The sequence below is a fragment of the Pseudoalteromonas sp. H103 genome (genome assembly GCF_001469205.1).
In the GTDB taxonomy this organism is placed as follows: Bacteria; Pseudomonadota; Gammaproteobacteria; order Enterobacterales; family Alteromonadaceae; genus Pseudoalteromonas; species Pseudoalteromonas carrageenovora.
The window spans coordinates 25,359-42,123 of record NZ_LOFG01000002.1; the positions used below are offsets into that span (position 1 = coordinate 25,359).

The 16,765-nt window shown below is 39.0% G+C and carries 8 protein-coding genes; 5 read left to right on the forward strand and 3 right to left on the reverse strand.

Annotation, left to right across the window (positions count from 1 at the left end; genetic code table 11):
- Positions 1–7: 7 nt before the first annotated feature.
- The 5 genes from ATS74_RS03405 to ATS74_RS03425 are packed head-to-tail and all read left to right on the forward strand — an operon-like array spanning position 8 to position 12,323.
- Entirely contained in the window at positions 8–1,132 is a 1,125-nt protein-coding gene (locus ATS74_RS03405; RefSeq protein ID WP_058547553.1) for a FecR family protein, read from the forward strand.
- A 38-nt stretch (positions 1,133–1,170) separates the two neighbouring features.
- Positions 1,171–7,614 carry a beta strand repeat-containing protein gene (locus ATS74_RS03410; protein ID WP_058547554.1) on the forward strand — a complete coding sequence of 2,148 codons (6,444 nt, stop codon included), beginning with the start codon at positions 1,171–1,173 and terminating at the stop codon, positions 7,612–7,614.
- 2 nt (positions 7,615–7,616) lie between these two features.
- On the forward strand, positions 7,617–8,462 hold the full coding sequence (locus ATS74_RS03415) for an MBL fold metallo-hydrolase (protein WP_173827029.1): 846 nt from the start codon (positions 7,617–7,619) through the stop codon (positions 8,460–8,462).
- Positions 8,463–8,521: 59 nt separating this feature from the next.
- The gene (locus ATS74_RS03420) at positions 8,522–10,690 is read left to right on the forward strand and encodes a CHASE2 domain-containing protein (RefSeq protein WP_235591990.1); all 2,169 of its coding nucleotides are present in this window, start codon (positions 8,522–8,524) and stop codon (positions 10,688–10,690) included.
- Entirely contained in the window at positions 10,662–12,323 is a 1,662-nt protein-coding gene (locus ATS74_RS03425; RefSeq protein WP_058547555.1) for an HD-GYP domain-containing protein, read from the forward strand. The genes ATS74_RS03420 and ATS74_RS03425 overlap by 29 nt, the downstream gene beginning before the upstream one ends.
- A 225-nt stretch (positions 12,324–12,548) precedes the next feature.
- Here ATS74_RS03425 and ATS74_RS03430 read toward each other — a convergent pair whose 3' ends face one another.
- The 3 genes from ATS74_RS03430 to hscA form a co-directional block, all read right to left on the reverse strand.
- Positions 12,549–13,976, reverse strand: coding sequence for an NAD-dependent succinate-semialdehyde dehydrogenase (locus ATS74_RS03430; protein WP_058547556.1), 1,428 nt, complete (start codon positions 13,974–13,976; stop codon positions 12,549–12,551).
- 542 nt (positions 13,977–14,518) lie between these two features.
- Positions 14,519–14,857 (reverse strand): ISC system 2Fe-2S type ferredoxin, encoded by a 339-nt coding sequence (gene fdx, locus ATS74_RS03435; protein ID WP_058547557.1) that lies wholly within the window; start codon positions 14,855–14,857, stop codon positions 14,519–14,521.
- A gap of 11 nt (positions 14,858–14,868) precedes the next feature.
- A complete protein-coding gene (hscA, locus tag ATS74_RS03440) occupies positions 14,869–16,731 on the reverse strand; it encodes a Fe-S protein assembly chaperone HscA (protein ID WP_058547558.1) in 1,863 nt (620 codons plus the stop codon).
- Between the last annotated feature and the right edge of the window lie 34 nt (positions 16,732–16,765).

The window sequence follows — 16,765 nt, forward strand, 5'->3', positions numbered from 1 at the left end:
GGTAATTATGAAACATTTAACCCCAGTATTAACCACCTTACTTTGTGTGAGTTTCTACTCGCAAGCTAATACCACAGCTGCTGGCAAAACTATTTTGGCTAGAGGTGCTGTAGTAGCAACCGATGCGACCTCCGAGCAGCAAAGATCCTTAAAGCGCCGCGACACTGTATATGGTGTAGACAAAATAACGACTGGTGAAAAGAGTAAGGCTCAGTTTTCGATGTCTGATGGGGGCTTAATTGCTTTAAAAGAAAATTCAGTACTAAATATTGCCAACTATGAATTTGATGCGGCTACGCAACAAGGCTCTGCGTCAATAGAGTTAATTAAAGGCGGGTTACGTTCTATTTCGGGCGTTATAAAAAAGAACGGTGGTTCTTATAATGTTAAAACGCCAGTAGGCTCTATTGGTATACGTGGTACACACTTTGAACTACAGCTAGTAGATGGTGATATGTATGTTGCAGTATGGGATGGCGCTATCGACCTTACTTTACAAGACAACAGTATTTTATCACTTGGTAGTAATGAGGCGTTTTCTTTTGCACAAGTAACTTCTGTAGGGGATGTAATTAAGACCACTCAAGCACCCGCTATTTTTACTCAAAGTATAGCCTCTATTAACAGTAATGATGAATCAGAAGCTGAACAGGATCAAATAGCAGAAAATAGCGCTTCAGAAAATAATGAAGATGCCGATACTTTACTTGCAGATGTATACGCAGAGCAACAGTTTCAAGCGGTTAGTAATGCTGCTTTAATTGATCAAATAGCTCAGCGACAAGGCATTTTTAACTATCAAGCAACTAGTTTCGACGTTTCATCAAGTTTAGGTGAAGTAAGTGATTTTTCTATGTCTATGTCAGTCGATTTTGACAACGGTACTGTTCCTGACGGAGAAATAAGTTTTAATGATGCTGGCGGAAATTGGTACGCTGCTTATAGTGGCTTTATTGATTTAACCAAATTAGATTTGGCCGTTACTTTTGCCTCACATAATAACAATAAAGCAGTGGGCGACATTGATGCTATTTTTTTAAATGATATAGATACTATCACTGGTGATTTTAACCTTAATGAAATAAGTAACCCCGCAGTAAATTCCTCAGGCTCTTTTAGATTAGAGCCTTAACAGAATAGAATATAAAGCTTTTTATTGGAGTACGTAGAATGACAGCAAAAAACCCTTTTTTGCTCGGTTTAATGGTTTTTTTGCTAAGTGCTTGTGGCGGCTCCTCTGAAGAGGCAGCTCAACAAGAATCTGTACCAACACCTGAGGGTCAAGAGTCCCCCCCCCCCTCAACTAACACAATTAACCTAACGGGTGTTACTGGTGAAACTATCACAACTAAAGTGCTGGTTTCTGGTGCTGTTTCTACAAATAGAGGTGTTGTAGGTTCAAACGTAGCTAATTCTCAGGCTACTATTACCCTTTCTCAAATAAATGAAGTAATACAAGGTAATATTACCTTTTTACTTGGCGTATCGGACCCTGATGGTATAAACGCAGTAAATTTAGTGCTTCCAAGCGTTAATAAAAGCTTGCCTATATGTACGCAAGAGTGTGGTACTAATCTTGAGCAATCAGTAATAGGACTTAGTCCTTATTTTTATGGCATTGATGCAGGCGATTTACGCCTAGAAATATGGATCACTGATAGCCTTAATAACCAAGTACTGGCCGATGCTATTACTGTAAGTTGGCAACCTTATAAAATTGAAGGTACTACTGCACAGCGAGATGAACAAAGTATAAACCTCTCATGGCAGGCAAATGAAAACTTAAACCGTTATAACATTTACTTAGCGACTGAAGCCGGCGTTACAACAACCAATATAAATGATTTAGAAAACGGCCAACAATTTTTAGGTTTATCTGGAACAACATTTAGTATTAGCGATACTTTAACTGATAAAAGCTATCAAATTTTAATCACCGGAATTGATGGAAGTGGCGAAAGTGGCTTTGCTGAAGTAATAAATATCGCTCCTTTAGGTGGTACCTTAAACTTTGCTCCAAAAGCATTTAACGATCAATTTGAAGTTAATGAAGACCAAGCGCTGCTAAATAATGTATTAACTAATGATACAGATGAATACCAAGGCGATCTTACAGTAAATACTACTGCATTAGTCAGCCCACAACATGGCAGTGTTATAATAAATTCAAGCGGCGAATTTACTTACACTCCACGCGCTAATTTTAATGGTATTGATGCTTTTAGTTACCTTGTAATTAACGAGCTTGGTATGACAGATACAGGTATTGTAGAAATAACTATAAATGCTGTAAATGATGTACCAAGTGCACTTGATAACACCTATAACATAAACGCCGACGGTACTTTATTTGTCACAGCTCCTGGTTTATTAGCCAATGATAGCGACATCGATCTTGATACACTTACCGTTGATACAACACCTGTAACCTCTCCTCTTAAAGGTAACTTAACACTCAATACAGATGGTAGCTTTGAATATACAGGAAGCGCCAACATGCAAGGCACTGATAGTTTTCAATACCGTATTTTTGATGATCAAGGTGCTCAGGCAGTTGCAGATGTAACAATCAATCCTTTAGATCAAAATAGTCCGCCATCTGCGTCTAACGATAGCTATAGTGTTAATGAAGACAACACACTTGTTGTTGAGGCTGCGCTAGGGTTACTAGCGAACGATACGGATCCTAATAACGACACCTTTATTATTGATGATACTTATTTAGTTTCACCCGCTCATGGCCAATTATTTTTAGCCACAGATGGGAGTTTTTCATACATCCCTGATCCTAATTATTATGGAATTGATGAATTTCAATACCAAGTAATTGATACATTAGGCGCCACGGCAACGGCAACAGCAACACTTACAATTAATAGCACACCAGATAACCCGATTGCGCAGAATGACGAGTATCAATTTCAATATAATCAAACTCTCAGTATTACTGCTGAAAATGGCTTACTGAAAAATGATGTAAATATAGAGTCTGGCGGACTAACTATTAACACGACCCCAGTTGTAAATGTGCAAAGTGGTACGCTAACGTTGAGTAATGATGGCTCATTTACTTATGAGCCAAATTTAGATGCATTGGATGTAGATAGTTTTACTTATTCAGTTACTAATGAGCAAGGCTTAGCAGCCACCGCACAAGTGGTACTCACTAAAACAGGCTCAAACTCTCCAGCAAAAGCTAATGATGATCAGTATACGTTAGCTGAAGACAGCCCTAGCATAATATTAAATGTGTTAGAGAATGATACTGATGCTAATGGCGATACAATCACACTTATAAACATTACAAATACTGTTGGCACAGCGCAGATTGTAAATAATAGTATTGAATATACACCCGAGCCTAATTTCTTTGGTGAAGTCACTCTAAGCTATACAATTTCTGATGGCATTGCAGATGATGCGCCGCAATCAAGTACTGCAACTGTAAGACTTACAATTATACCTATAAATGACGCGCCTATAGCCACTTCAGATAGCGCCTCAATGATAGAAGATGCATCACCTATATTAATTGATGTACTCGCTAACGATAGCGATGTAGATGATGATAACTTAACAATTACACGTGTTGTTACTGAACTAGGCATGGCTTCTATTGTTGAAAATAAAATAGAATATACGCCAACGCCTAACAGTAACGGAGTAGCAATTGTTTCTTATACAATATCAGATGGTAACGGAGCTAGTGCGAGTGCCAATTTACAAATAACTATATCCCCAACTAACGATGCACCAGTGGCCAATCCAGATAGTATTACAATTGCTGAAGATGCCCAGGGAACGCTAATAAATGTGCTAAGCAACGATACAGATATAGATGGTGACAGCTTAAATATTAGCTCAGTTGTGAGTGATATTGGTAATGCAGCAATCCAAAACAACCTAATTCAATATACGCCTAGCGCTGATGAAAATGGCACCGCAACAATTACTTATAGTTTAACAGATGGCATAGCGAGTACTACTGGTACATTAACAGTTACAATTACACCCGTTAATGACGCACCCGTTGCTAATCCTGATACTGCAACCATTTTAGAAGATGCCTCTACGACTAATATAAACGTTTTGAGCAATGATACAGATATAGACAATGATACGCTTTCTATTAGCTCAGCAAGTACAACGTCGGGATCGGTAGCTGTCGCCGGTAGCAACTTAGCCTACACCCCAGATGCAAACTTCAACGGTCAAGTCATCGTTAATTACACTATCACCGATGGGACAGAGTCAGCTGCAGGCATATTAACTATCACTGTAACGCCTGTGAACGATGCACCCGTTGCTAATCCTGATACTGCAACCATTTTAGAAGATGCCTCTACGACTAATATAAACGTTTTGATCAATGATACCAATGAAGACAATGAAGACAATGATGCTTTATCAATTAGTGCCGCAACTGCAAATACAGGCTCGGTGTCTGTTGTGGGAAATAATATCGCTTACACCCCAGATGCAAACTACAACGGTCAAGTCATCGTTAATTACACTATCACCGATGGGACAGAGTCAGCAGCAGGCATATTGACTATCACAGTAACGCCTGTGAACGATGTACCCGTTGCTAATCCTGATACTGCAACCATTATAGAAGATTCCGTAACAACAAATGTTAACGTATTAAGTAACGATACCGATGAAGACAATGATTCATTATCTATTAGTACCGCAGCTGCAAATACAGGCTCAGTGTCTGTCGCGGGTAGTAACTTAGCTTATACTCCAGAGGCAAACTTTAACGGCCAAGCTATAATTAATTACACTATCACTGATGGTACAGAGTCAGCAGCAGGCATATTGACTATCACAGTAACGCCTGTGAATGATGCACCCATTGCGATAAACCAAACATTTTCAATTGGAGAAAATGCAATTGACGATGAAACAATTGGTACTATTGCTGCGTCCGACATTGAAAATAACACTCTTAGTTTTAGCTTAAGTGGTAGTGAAACAGGGCTATTTAATATAAACAGCACCAGTGGCTTATTAAGCGTAAATGGTACACGCCCTTTCAATTATGAAACCGCTACACAACACTCTGTAAATATTGATATTACAGATGATGGTTCGCCAAATGAAACTACAACAATCACTGTTACTGTAAATGTTATTGATGACGTCGATCCGCTAATTCCAGTGGAAGATGATACATTTGGACGCCCTCTTAGTGGACAAATAGACCTTTCTCGTGTTTTTTCTGATGGTGAATTTAACGACAGTATTGAGCTTAATACCAACCTTTATTTTGTCGGTTACAATAACAATGAAGACGCAGATATTATTGTTACCTCTTACACAAATACCGGCGATGTAAACACTGCATTTAATGGCACCGGTTTTAAAGCCATTGACCTAGGTGAAGATGAAAAAGGCTCTGCTATCATCTCTGGTAATGGTGAGCTATTTATTGGCTACACAAGCTTTAATGGAACGGAAACCGAAGCGTGTCTATTAAAAATGAGTGCGACAGGTATTGTTAGTACAAATTCAGGTGACGGCAACTCAGGTACTAAATGTACAACGCTTGCGAGTGAATCTGTAATACACGACCTTGAATTCACAGATAACAAAGTGCAAGGCGTAGGCTATTCAGTAAACGGCCTAGATAAAGACAGTTTATTTCTTAAATACGATGTATCAACCCTCGATTTTGAAGCGGGCAGCCCTGGTATTGTTGATGTAAGCGGTAATAACCGTGATGACGTGTCGCATGCTATTAGAAACTTTGGTAACTCTGAACTTTTGGTTGTAGGTAGCGTAATAGGAGAGGAAAACGATTTAGATGCAACAGTTAGATACCTTATTCCTGATGGCAACAATAGCGGAAGTTTTAACTCTGGCGATGCGCTTATATTAGACTTATCTGATGAAGAAGGTGACGATGAGCTACTTGCTATTGGCGGCATAGACGCAGTTAATTTCACTGCTTATTTAGGGGGTTATATTACTCGTTCATCAGGTGAAAAAGAAGCCGCTATGATTTCGTTCAACCGATCGGGCGATATTGACGATGATGATATTGACGAAGAAATTACTATATATAATATCGATGGAAACTCAGGTAAAGATGATGGCGGTGCAATAATTACCGGCGTAAAATATGCTTCTATGAGTAATCAAATAATTCTTTCGGGCACTACAGGAGTTGATGGCAGTGATACAGCTCAAAAAGAGCAGTTGTTTACTGCGCGCGTATCAGTGAGTAACGGAGAGCTTGATACGAGTTATGGTGCTTCGGGCATTAATATAATTTCAAACGTAATTAGCAATCAATCAGCTAACGCTATTACTATTGATGAAAATGATAGCGTATGGCTCTCTGGTAAATTTAACGACTCAACTAATGAACCTTTTATAACTTCAGTAACCAGTAATGCAAGCCTGTTTACTAACTTTTCAACAAATGGCTATACGAGCTTGAATAATTTGACTGTGAGTTCAGATGATTTATCAATGAACATGCTGCAACTCAAAAATGGTGCTCAAGCTAATAAATATTTAAGTGCCTCTGTTGCACAATTTAATACTACTAATAAGCTGGTTTTAACCCGTTATACGAGCACTGGAATTATTGATACAAGCTTTAGCATTGATGGGATTAAAGCACTCAACATAAATGTGGCGTTTAAAGCCGTTACATTAAAAGAGCTTAGTGATGGCAGTATCATCATTGCTGGTACGCAAATAAATGGTTTAACTGAAGAAGGCTTTATAGCAAAAGTAGACCAAGATGGTTACTTAGATGACAGCTTTGCTACAGAGGGGATTTATACTACGGTAGATATTTTAAATACCGATATAAACTTTGTTGATGTAGCTATAGATAGCGGTGGCTATATTGTTGCTGTGGGCACTTCGACTAATGCATCAAGTGTTACCCGCTCATTTGCGACCATGTTAAAAAGTAATGGCACATTAGAGAATAGCTTTGGCACAAGCGGGGCTTATTACGGCAATATAGATGAGTTTTTTGAAACACTCTATATAGATATAAATAAAGAAATATTTATAGCGGGCAAACAAGTATCAGGGAGTGATTCACAATTAATAATGCTAAAAATAGACGATGATGCTAATGAAATATTTACTTATACTGACACCCGTATCACTGCAGATATAACTGATAGCGCTACAAAAGTATTGGCCGATAGCGCAGGAAACCTTTACTTAATTGCAAACGAGGGCACAACGCCTAATCAAGCAGTTATTATAAAATTAACTCCTGAGGGTAACGAAGATTCAAGCTTTGCCGCGAGTGGTGTGGGCCAATACCAATTAGCACCAAGCTTTAATACTAAAGTTACCGACGCAGCGTTAGATACTTCAGGCAATATAGTTCTATCTGGTATGAGTGAATCAAAAGGCATGATTGCACGTATTTTAGCTGACGGCACACTAGACACTTTATTTGGCCCAAATGCCCTTGGTTATTATCAAGCTGAACAATGTGATAGCACCCATCAATTTACATCTATGCTTTTACAAACTGATGCTCAAGTTGTGCTTAACAGTACGTGTTTGGACGGCACATCTAACGATGTAAGTGTGTCTAAGTTTGATTTCTACGCAGATGGAGTTAAGCCTTAAATATGAGAGTTGAATTTTTTGGAGTTAGAGGGTCTATGCCCTCGCCCGGCAAAAAAACACATATGTTTGGTGGAAATACTTCTTGTGTGTATGTAGAGCAAAGTAATGGGCAAAGTTTAGTTTTAGACTCAGGTACCGGCATTGTAGAGCTAGGTGAGCGTTTATTAAAAAATACAAACCCTATAAATATTCTACTAACGCACAATCATTGGGATCACATTCAAGGCTTTCCCTTTTTTAAGCCTATTTATCAAGCGGATCGTAAAATTACTATTACAGTAGGTGATGTTGACGACGCAGCTAGTAAAAATGCAATTTTAAAACAAATGGAAGGTTCTTACTTTCCAGTTAAGCATCAAGATTTGCCTGCAAATATTACGCTGAATACACAGCGCTCTTCACAAAAAAGCTTCACAGTTAACGATTTTTTTGTAACCACAGCACCACTAAACCACCCTGGCGGCGGTACTGCATATTGCGTAAATGCAAATGGAGTAAAAATAGCTTACGTTACCGATAATGAACTCAACCCTCCAGGGCAAGTTAAAACAAGTGTTAATGAGTGGGCACAGTTTATAAAAGGTGCTGACTTATTAATACATGATGCCCAGTTTACTAACGATGACATGCCAATAAAGCATGGTTGGGGGCACAGCACAATAAACCAAGTTGCTGAACTTGCAGTAAAAGCTGACGTTAAAAATATAGCTGTAATTAGTCACGACCCCGCGCGTTCTGATACCGAATTATTAGAAATAGAACAGTACTTACAAGCTAACTATAAGAGCTTATCAATCGAGTGCGCTCGTGAAGGTCGAGTTTTCAAATTTGCCCCAGTTAAGGATTAGCACCAATTAATAGCTCCCTTATTCCAAAAATTTATAGACATTTTTTTATTGGCGTAACCATTACGCTTTTAGTTGCTGGTATTGAGCTTTTTTCTACTGGAGCTATTGCTCAATTACTAAATAGAGTAGAAGGCATACTTTACGACTCAAGATTAGTTTTAACTCTCCCTGCCACCCCGCAGCAATTTGATGAATCGGTGGTTATTATTGATATAGATGATAAAAGCATGGCAGAGCAAGGTCGCTTTCCTTGGAGCCGCTCAAAAATGGCCGAGCTAGTTAGTAAACTAACTGAAGCAGGCGTTATAGTTATTGCTTTTGATATATTTTTTTCTGAACCTGAAATAAACCCTGTTAGCCAAATAGAGTCTGAGTTCCCTAACTTTATAAACAGCAACAAATTAACAATTAACGAGGTTAAGAAAAAAATTGATGCTGATTCCAAGTTTGCCAATGTACTGTCCAATAACGACACCGTACTCGGTTTTTTGTTAAATAACGAGACTCATCAGCAAATTAACCCACTACCTAGCAGTAGTGTTGATTGGATGCTTGATGATCAAAACAACTCACAGTTTATCGAGTTCTCAGGCGCCGCTGTTAATATACCAACTTTACAAAACAAAGCCTCTGGCAATGGTTTTATTAATGCACATAGTGAGAATGATGGTTTTATTCGAAAAGCATCCCTTGTGCACAAAGTAGGTAATACACTTTACCCCTCTTTAGCTCTTGAAGCAGCCAGGCTTTATACGCTTGCTGATAAAATACAGACGCGCTCTCATATTTTAAATAACATTACATTATTTGATGGTATTAAGTTCAATGATCAATGGATTCAAACTGATGAATACGGAAAAATACTTATTCCATACAAAGGCCCGGCAGGTAGTTTTACGTATTATTCAGCAACCGATATCCTAAAAAATAAGATTGGGAAAAGTGAGCTGGAGGGCTCAGTTGTTTTCATTGGTACATCAGCCATTGGCTTAGCTGATTTAAGGGCTACGCCTGTAGGGTTACAGTATCCGGGGGTTGAAGTGCATGCCAATATATTTCGAGGGCTAATTCATCCTGAGCTGCTTCCCGCACAGCCTAGTTGGTCATCTGGCGCAACGTTATTTATGATCGTAGTTATAGGTGGTCTATTAACTATTTTAAGTTACCAAAAGAGCGCAAGACGCATAGTGGTCGTTACATTAGGCATAGCAGTTCTAGCCATCTTGTTTAACTTTTACTTTTGGGCAATAGAGAAAATTAGTTTGCCACTGTTTATGCCTCTTTTACTGATCACACTTTTATCTGGCTACTATATTTTTGTCGGTTCAATAGCAGAAATGAAACACAGCCGTAAAATAAAGTCTATGTTTGATCAATACGTTCCTCCAGATCATATTAATCAGCTTATTAACCAATCTAGCGATCTTCCTCAGCAAAGTGTTAAAAGAAACATGACTGTATTATTTGCAGATATTCGTGGTTTTACCTCATTATCTGAAAACATGTCTGCTCACCAATTAAGTGAATACTTAAATGAATATCTATCGGCGACGACCGAAATTATTTTTAAACACAGTGGCACAATAGATAAGTATGTTGGCGATATGATAATGGCTTTTTGGAATGCCCCCCTACAAGACGATGACCATGCAAAGCATGGCGTAGAAGCGGCTATGGCAATGCTAAAAGGCTTAAGCTCAATTAACCAAACATTTTTAGAAAAAAATCTACCCGCCATAAACATTGGCATTGGTTTAAATACCGCAGATATGAATGTTGGAGATATGGGGTCTAAATACCGTAAAGCTTATACTGTGTTAGGTGATGCTGTAAATTTAGGTTCGCGAGTAGAAAGCTTGACCAAGTTTTATGAGGTAGCTATTCTGGTTACTAAAGAAACAATGAGAGCGTGCCCACATATTTCCTTTAGATTAATTGATAAAGTGCAAGTTGTAGGAAAAACCACAGCTACAGAGTTATTTGAGCCTATCGACTTTACAGATAGTTTAAATACCACCCAACTAGCCGAGCTAAGTAAGTCTGAAGTGGCTATGACACATTATTATAATAAAAATTGGCAGCAATCACTTTCACTACTTACTGAGCTTGAGAGCACATCAGTATTTAGTTCTCATATTTACACCATTTTTATTAAGCGAATTAACGAAACCAATTTGAAAACATTATCAAAGGACTGGAATGGCGCCTTCAGACATCAAACAAAGTAATATAAATATGCCACAACACATAAAAGATAAAACAAATCTGCGCCACCTAGTTGATATAAGCATTAGGTTAACGACAGAGAAAGATTCAAGTAAATTACTTAACGAAATTTTGCAAGTACTGATGTCTGTTGCTAACGCTGATGCTGGCAGCATTTACTCTATAACTGACAATAAACAGCTTAAGTTTGAAACGGTAATTAACAAAACACTAGGCTTGCACCTAAGAGGCGATGAAGATAGCCCGATCGATTTTCCTAATATAGACCTTTTTATAAACGGTAAAGAAAACGAAACTGCAATCGTAGCGCATGCTGTCAACTCAGGTAAGTATATAAATATTCCTGATGTTTATGCTGCGCTTCCTTTTGATATGAGCGCAGCTCGTAATATGGATTCGCTAACAGGCTATCGCACTAAGTCTATGTTAACGATCCCTTTAAAAGATCATGTTGATGACATTATCGGTGTTATACAGCTTATAAATGTTAAAGGTGAAAACGACGAAATTATTCCCTTTAGCGAAGAGCTTGTCACACTCACGCGATCTTTTGCATCATTAGGTGCAATTTCATTAACTAACTCTACGCTTATTAAAGGAATGGAAGAGTTATTCACCACCTTTGCAGAAACAATTGCAATGGCAATTGATGAAAAATCACCACACACTGGCGGCCATTGTAAAAGGGTACCAGCGCTCACTTTAATGCTTGCCGATGCTGTACACGATAGCAATAAAGGGCCTTTGGCATCATTTACTATGTCTGAGGCCGATAGGCATGAACTTGATGTAGCTGGTTGGCTTCACGACTGTGGTAAAATCGCTACACCTGATCACATTATGGAAAAATCGACAAAGCTTGAAACCATATTTGATCGTATAAAATATATAGATGCAAAGTTTGAAGTTATTAAGCGAGATTTAAACATTTCTTACCAGCAAGAAATTATCTCTGCACTTAAGCAAAATAAACCTATTGAAGTAAAACAGCTAGAACGCCTACTTGATACAGAACTCAAGCAGCTATCTTTAGATAGAGCGCTATTAAAGCGTATTAATGTAGGTGGTGAATTTTTAGGTGGTAATGAGCTTAACGAAATTCAAAGAATTGCTAATAAATACACATTAGAAATTAATGGTAAAACAATGCCATTACTTAATGATGATGAAGTAGAAAACCTATCCATACGCAGAGGCACATTAACTCAAGGTGAGCGTGATATTATGAAGCGTCATATGGATGTAACTAAGAATATTTTAGATGCCCTACCGTTTCCTAAGCATTTGAGTAATGTTAAAGAGTATGCGCTTGGACATCATGAAAAACTAGACGGTACAGGTTACCCTAGAGGCCTTACTAAAGATCAAATGTCGGTTCCCGCTAGGCTTATGGCAATAACTGACATTTTTGAAGCGCTATCTGCCGTAGATCGACCTTATAAAAAAGCAAAACCGGTAAGCGAATGCTTAAATATACTGGGGGTAATGGTTAATAATAACCACCTTGATGCCGACATTTTTGCAGTTTTTATAGAATCAGAAGTATATAAAAAATATATAATAGAATTTGCTAATCCAGAGCAACTAGATGAAGTAGATCTTAATAACCTGCCTGGTTACAGTCCAATAGTTTAAAACTAAAAAAATGCCACCTTGCGGTGGCATTTACACACGGGGTTATTTCTACTTATAGAAATACTTTCATTTTTTATTACAATTTTAATGTTATTTTTTAACAAAAAATATGGTCATAAAGGTAGCACTAAGCGCTTTATGTAGCAACCGTAAAAAAGAAAGTTCATCGTTCTGACATATTTATGAAATAAACCTAAACGTAATTAAGTTACGCTTTTAAAAACACTATATTTTTATACATACGTATTTTTCTTCAAGGTATTCATTTAGCCCCTGATGCCCACCTTCGCGACCAAGTCCTGATTGCTTAACGCCGCCAAACGGTGCTACAGGGTTTGATATAACCCCTTCATTAACACCTACCATACCAAACTCAAGCCCTTCGCTTACACGATAAATTTGCTTAATGTTTTGGCTATAAAAATACGCTGCTAACCCGTAAGGCACGTCATTAGCTAATGCGAGCACTTCGCTTTCCTCATCAAAAGGAATAACCGTTAATACCGGGCCAAATACTTCCTCGTGATAAATATCCATCTCGGTGGTTACGTTAGTAACAATAAGTGGATTTTGAAAACTACCGCCCAAATCACTATTATCGCCAATTAAATTGGCACCTTTATCAAGTGCGTCTTGAACAAGCTGTTGTACTTTATCTTTGGCTTTTGGGTAAATCAGCGGGCCAATATCAACATCGTCTTCAAAGCCATTCGCCACTTTAAGTGTTGCCACTTTAGGTGTAATTTTATTAAGCACTTCGTCCAAAATTCCGCGCTGTATAAAAATACGATTTGCAGCAACACACGCTTGCCCACTGTTTCTAAATTTAGCCGCCATGAGGCCTTCAATTGCTTCATCTATATCGGCATTGTCAAAAATAATAAACGGTGCGTTGCCGCCAAGTTCCATAGATGTACGCTTAATTGTACCGGCACATTGCGAAAGTAATTGCTTACCTACCCCTGTTGAGCCTGTAAATGTAAATTTGCGAACAACATCTGAGTCAGTAAGCATCTTGCCTACTGTTTTTGCATCTTGTGATACAAGTACGTTAAAGGCACCTTTTACAAAGCCCGCTTGATCTGCAAGGTATGCTAATGCGATGGCACAAAGAGGTGTATGTTCAGAAGGCTTTAATATAAAGCTACAGCCTGCGGCATAAGCAGGGGCCACTTTACGAGTCACCATAGCAACAGGAAAGTTCCATGGCGTAATGCCTGCAACAACACCTACAGGCTGTTTAAAGCTGGTTAAACGGTGGTTATTGTCGGTAGGTGGGATCACATCACCGTAACTACGCTTTGCTTCTTCAGCAAACCATTTAATAAACCCTGCACCGTAGTCTATTTCACCAAGAGATTCTTTAAGTGGTTTACCTTGCTCTTGTGTCATAAGCTCTGCAAGTGTTTGCTTGTGCTTTATAACTAGTTCATACCAGCGCATCAGCGTTTCACTACGCTCGGTAGCATTTGTTGACTTTAACTTTACAAAAGCGCCCTGTGCGGCAGTTATAGCGTTATTTACACCCTGCTCGTCTATATCACTTACTTCTACAATACTTTTTTCGGTAGCAGGATCCTCAACGCTAAAGCGCTGATTTGTTCTATAAAATTCACCATTAATAAACGAGTCACAAAAAATTAGATTACTCAAAATAAACCTCCAAAATTACGTTTTAAGGTGTTAGCTTTTAATGCGTGGCATAGTGCCAAGGCTAACTTTTTTACGTTTACAAAATAACATACGAGCTTTGCTCGTCACACCAGCAAGCTGTGCGTCTACAAGTTTGGTGTAAATGTTTTAATATACTGTAGACGTTGAGCGTGCTCACGTGAGAAACGCAGCTTCTATATTTATAACCTAGAGTTAAAATACACAACGCAAGCAAGCTTCGTGTCTACAAAATAACTTACGAGCTTTGCTCGACACGCCAGCAAGCTGTGCGTCTACAAGTTTGGTGTAAGCGTTTTAATATACTGTAGTCGTTGAGTTGCTCACGTGATAAGCGCAGCTTCTATATTTATAACCTAGAGTTAAAACACACAACGCAAGCAAGCTTCGTGTCTACAAAATAACTTACGAGCTTTGCTTTAAAAACGCGACGTAAAGTCGCTGCTACGTGCACACACCTCTTAAAAACAAAAAAGCCGCTGTATCAAACAGCGGCTTTTAATAGATTAGACGTTAATTAAAAACTAGTGCTCTTCATTAACGATATTGAGATTGTACTTTGGTATTTCAACCACTAAGTCTTCATCTCTAATAATTGCTTGGCAACCTAGGCGCGATTCAGACTCTAAGCCCCAGGCTTTATCTAGCATGTCGTCTTCTAGTTCATCACTTTCTTCAAGTGAGTCAAAGCCTTCACGTATTACTAAATGACATGTTGTACATGCACACGATTTTTCACATGCATGTGGAATACTAATGCCATTTTTTAGTGCTGCATCAAGTACCGTTTGGCCAGCAGGTGCTTCAATTGCTGCACCGTCAGGACACAACTCCGGATGTGGAAGAAAAATAACTTGTGGCATTCTAATCTCTCTTAAATGTTGTCTACTGACTGCCCTGTAAGGGCCTTTTTAATTGATGCGTCCATTCTGCGTGATGCAAATTCACTGCTCGCATTATCAACTTTTTCAATCGCTGCTTTAATATCACTTGGCTGCTGTGCATTTTCGCGCACTTTAGCAAGCTCTGCAATTTCGGCTTTTAGATTAGCTAATTGCACATCATCTAATAAGTTTGCATCTACAGCAAGCGACGCTTCTAGTGCTTCAATAACTCGCAGTGCTTCTACTTGTTGCTCTTTAAGCATACGCGCTTGCATGTCGTCTTTAGCATTACTCATCGACTCTTTTAGCATATTTGCTACTTGGTCGTCAGATAAACCAAATGAAGGCTTAACTTGAATATCGGCTTGAACACCTGTTGATTTTTCCATTGCCGAAACACTTAATAAGCCATCTGCGTCTACTTTAAAGGTAACCCGAATATGCGCAGCTCCGGCTGCCATTGGTGGAATGCCTTTTAAGCTAAATTTAGCAAGCGAGCGGCAATCGTCAACGAGCTCACGCTCACCTTGCAGTACATGTAAAGACATGGCTGTTTGGCCATCTTTAAACGTAGTAAATTCTTGAGCACGCGCTACAGGAATTGTGGTATTTCGCGGAATAATTTTCTCAACTAAGCCGCCCATCGTTTCAAGACCTAGCGATAACGGTAATACATCAAGCAATAACATGTCAGAATCAGGCTTATTGCCAATTAATACGTCAGCTTGAAGTGCAGCACCAAGAGCAACAACCCGATCCGGATCAATTGAAGTAAGAGGCTCTTTATCAAAAAAGCTTTCTACTTGGCTGCGTACAAGTGGCATACGTGTAGAGCCGCCAACCATAATAACTTGCAGTACTTCTTCGTTTTCAATGCCTGCATCTTTTACAGCACGACGACATGAACGAAGCGTTTTTTTCACAAGAGGTATTGCGAGTTCATCAAACTTTTCGCGCGTTACTTCTACTGTGTATTTTTGCTCATCAAACTCAAGTACTACATTTACTTTTGCGTACTGGCTAAGCGCTTCTTTACAGGCCTTTGCTTTATTAATAAATAAACGCAATACCGAAGGAGATAACACCGATACACCTGTTTGCTGCTTAAAGTAGTCAACGAGTAGTGAATCAAAATCGTCACCACCTAGGCTTGAGTCACCACCAGTGGCCATAACTTCAAATACACCTTGGTGTAAACGAAGTATCGATATATCAAATGTACCGCCACCTAAATCGTAAACAGCAATAATACCTTCTTGACCAGAATCTAAGCCGTAAGCTACCGCTGCTGCTGTAGGTTCATTTAATAAACGTAATACGTTAATACCGGCAAGTTCTGCCGCATCTTTAGTACTTTGGCGCTGAGCGTCATCAAAGTATGCAGGAACTGTAATAACAGCACCTAAAATTTCTTGGTTACCAAAGCTTTTTTCAGCGCGGGCTTTTAATGCCCCTAAAATATGGCTAGACGCCTTAACTGGGCTGATTTTTCCAGCCTCTGTTTGAATCGCTAAAGTGCCATTGTCTTCGCAAAAGTCATAAGGCAACTGGCCATAACTTTGTTCAATTTCAGCTTGGGTTTTACCTAAAAAACGTTTAACTGAAATAAGCGTATTAGAGGGGTCTTGTGTTGCAGCTTGTACTGCATCTGCACCCACTGTAATACCGCCAGCCTGATAACGCACAACAGATGGTAACATCGCTGCGCCTAACTCGTCAGTTAATGTACGGGCTTCACCGCTTTGTACTGTAGCCACTAGTGAGTTAGTGGTACCTAGGTCAATACCTACTGCTAGTTTGTGCTCATGTGGTGCCGCGCTCTGCCCCGGCTCAGCAATTTGCAATAATGCCATAATACTCTTTAAACTCGTGTTGCTTGCTGTTTAG

Coding starts and splice junctions, on each gene's coding strand:
- ATS74_RS03405 (WP_058547553.1), top strand. CDS start 8: ATGAAACATTTAACCCCAGTATTAACCACCTTACTTTGTGTGAGTTTC.
- ATS74_RS03410 (WP_058547554.1), top strand. CDS start 1,171: ATGACAGCAAAAAACCCTTTTTTGCTCGGTTTAATGGTTTTTTTGCTA.
- ATS74_RS03415 (WP_173827029.1), top strand. CDS start 7,617: ATGAGAGTTGAATTTTTTGGAGTTAGAGGGTCTATGCCCTCGCCCGGC.
- ATS74_RS03425 (WP_058547555.1), top strand. CDS start 10,662: ATGGCGCCTTCAGACATCAAACAAAGTAATATAAATATGCCACAACAC.
- fdx (WP_058547557.1), bottom strand. CDS start 14,857: ATGCCACAAGTTATTTTTCTTCCACATCCGGAGTTGTGTCCTGACGGT.
- hscA (WP_058547558.1), bottom strand. CDS start 16,731: ATGGCATTATTGCAAATTGCTGAGCCGGGGCAGAGCGCGGCACCACAT.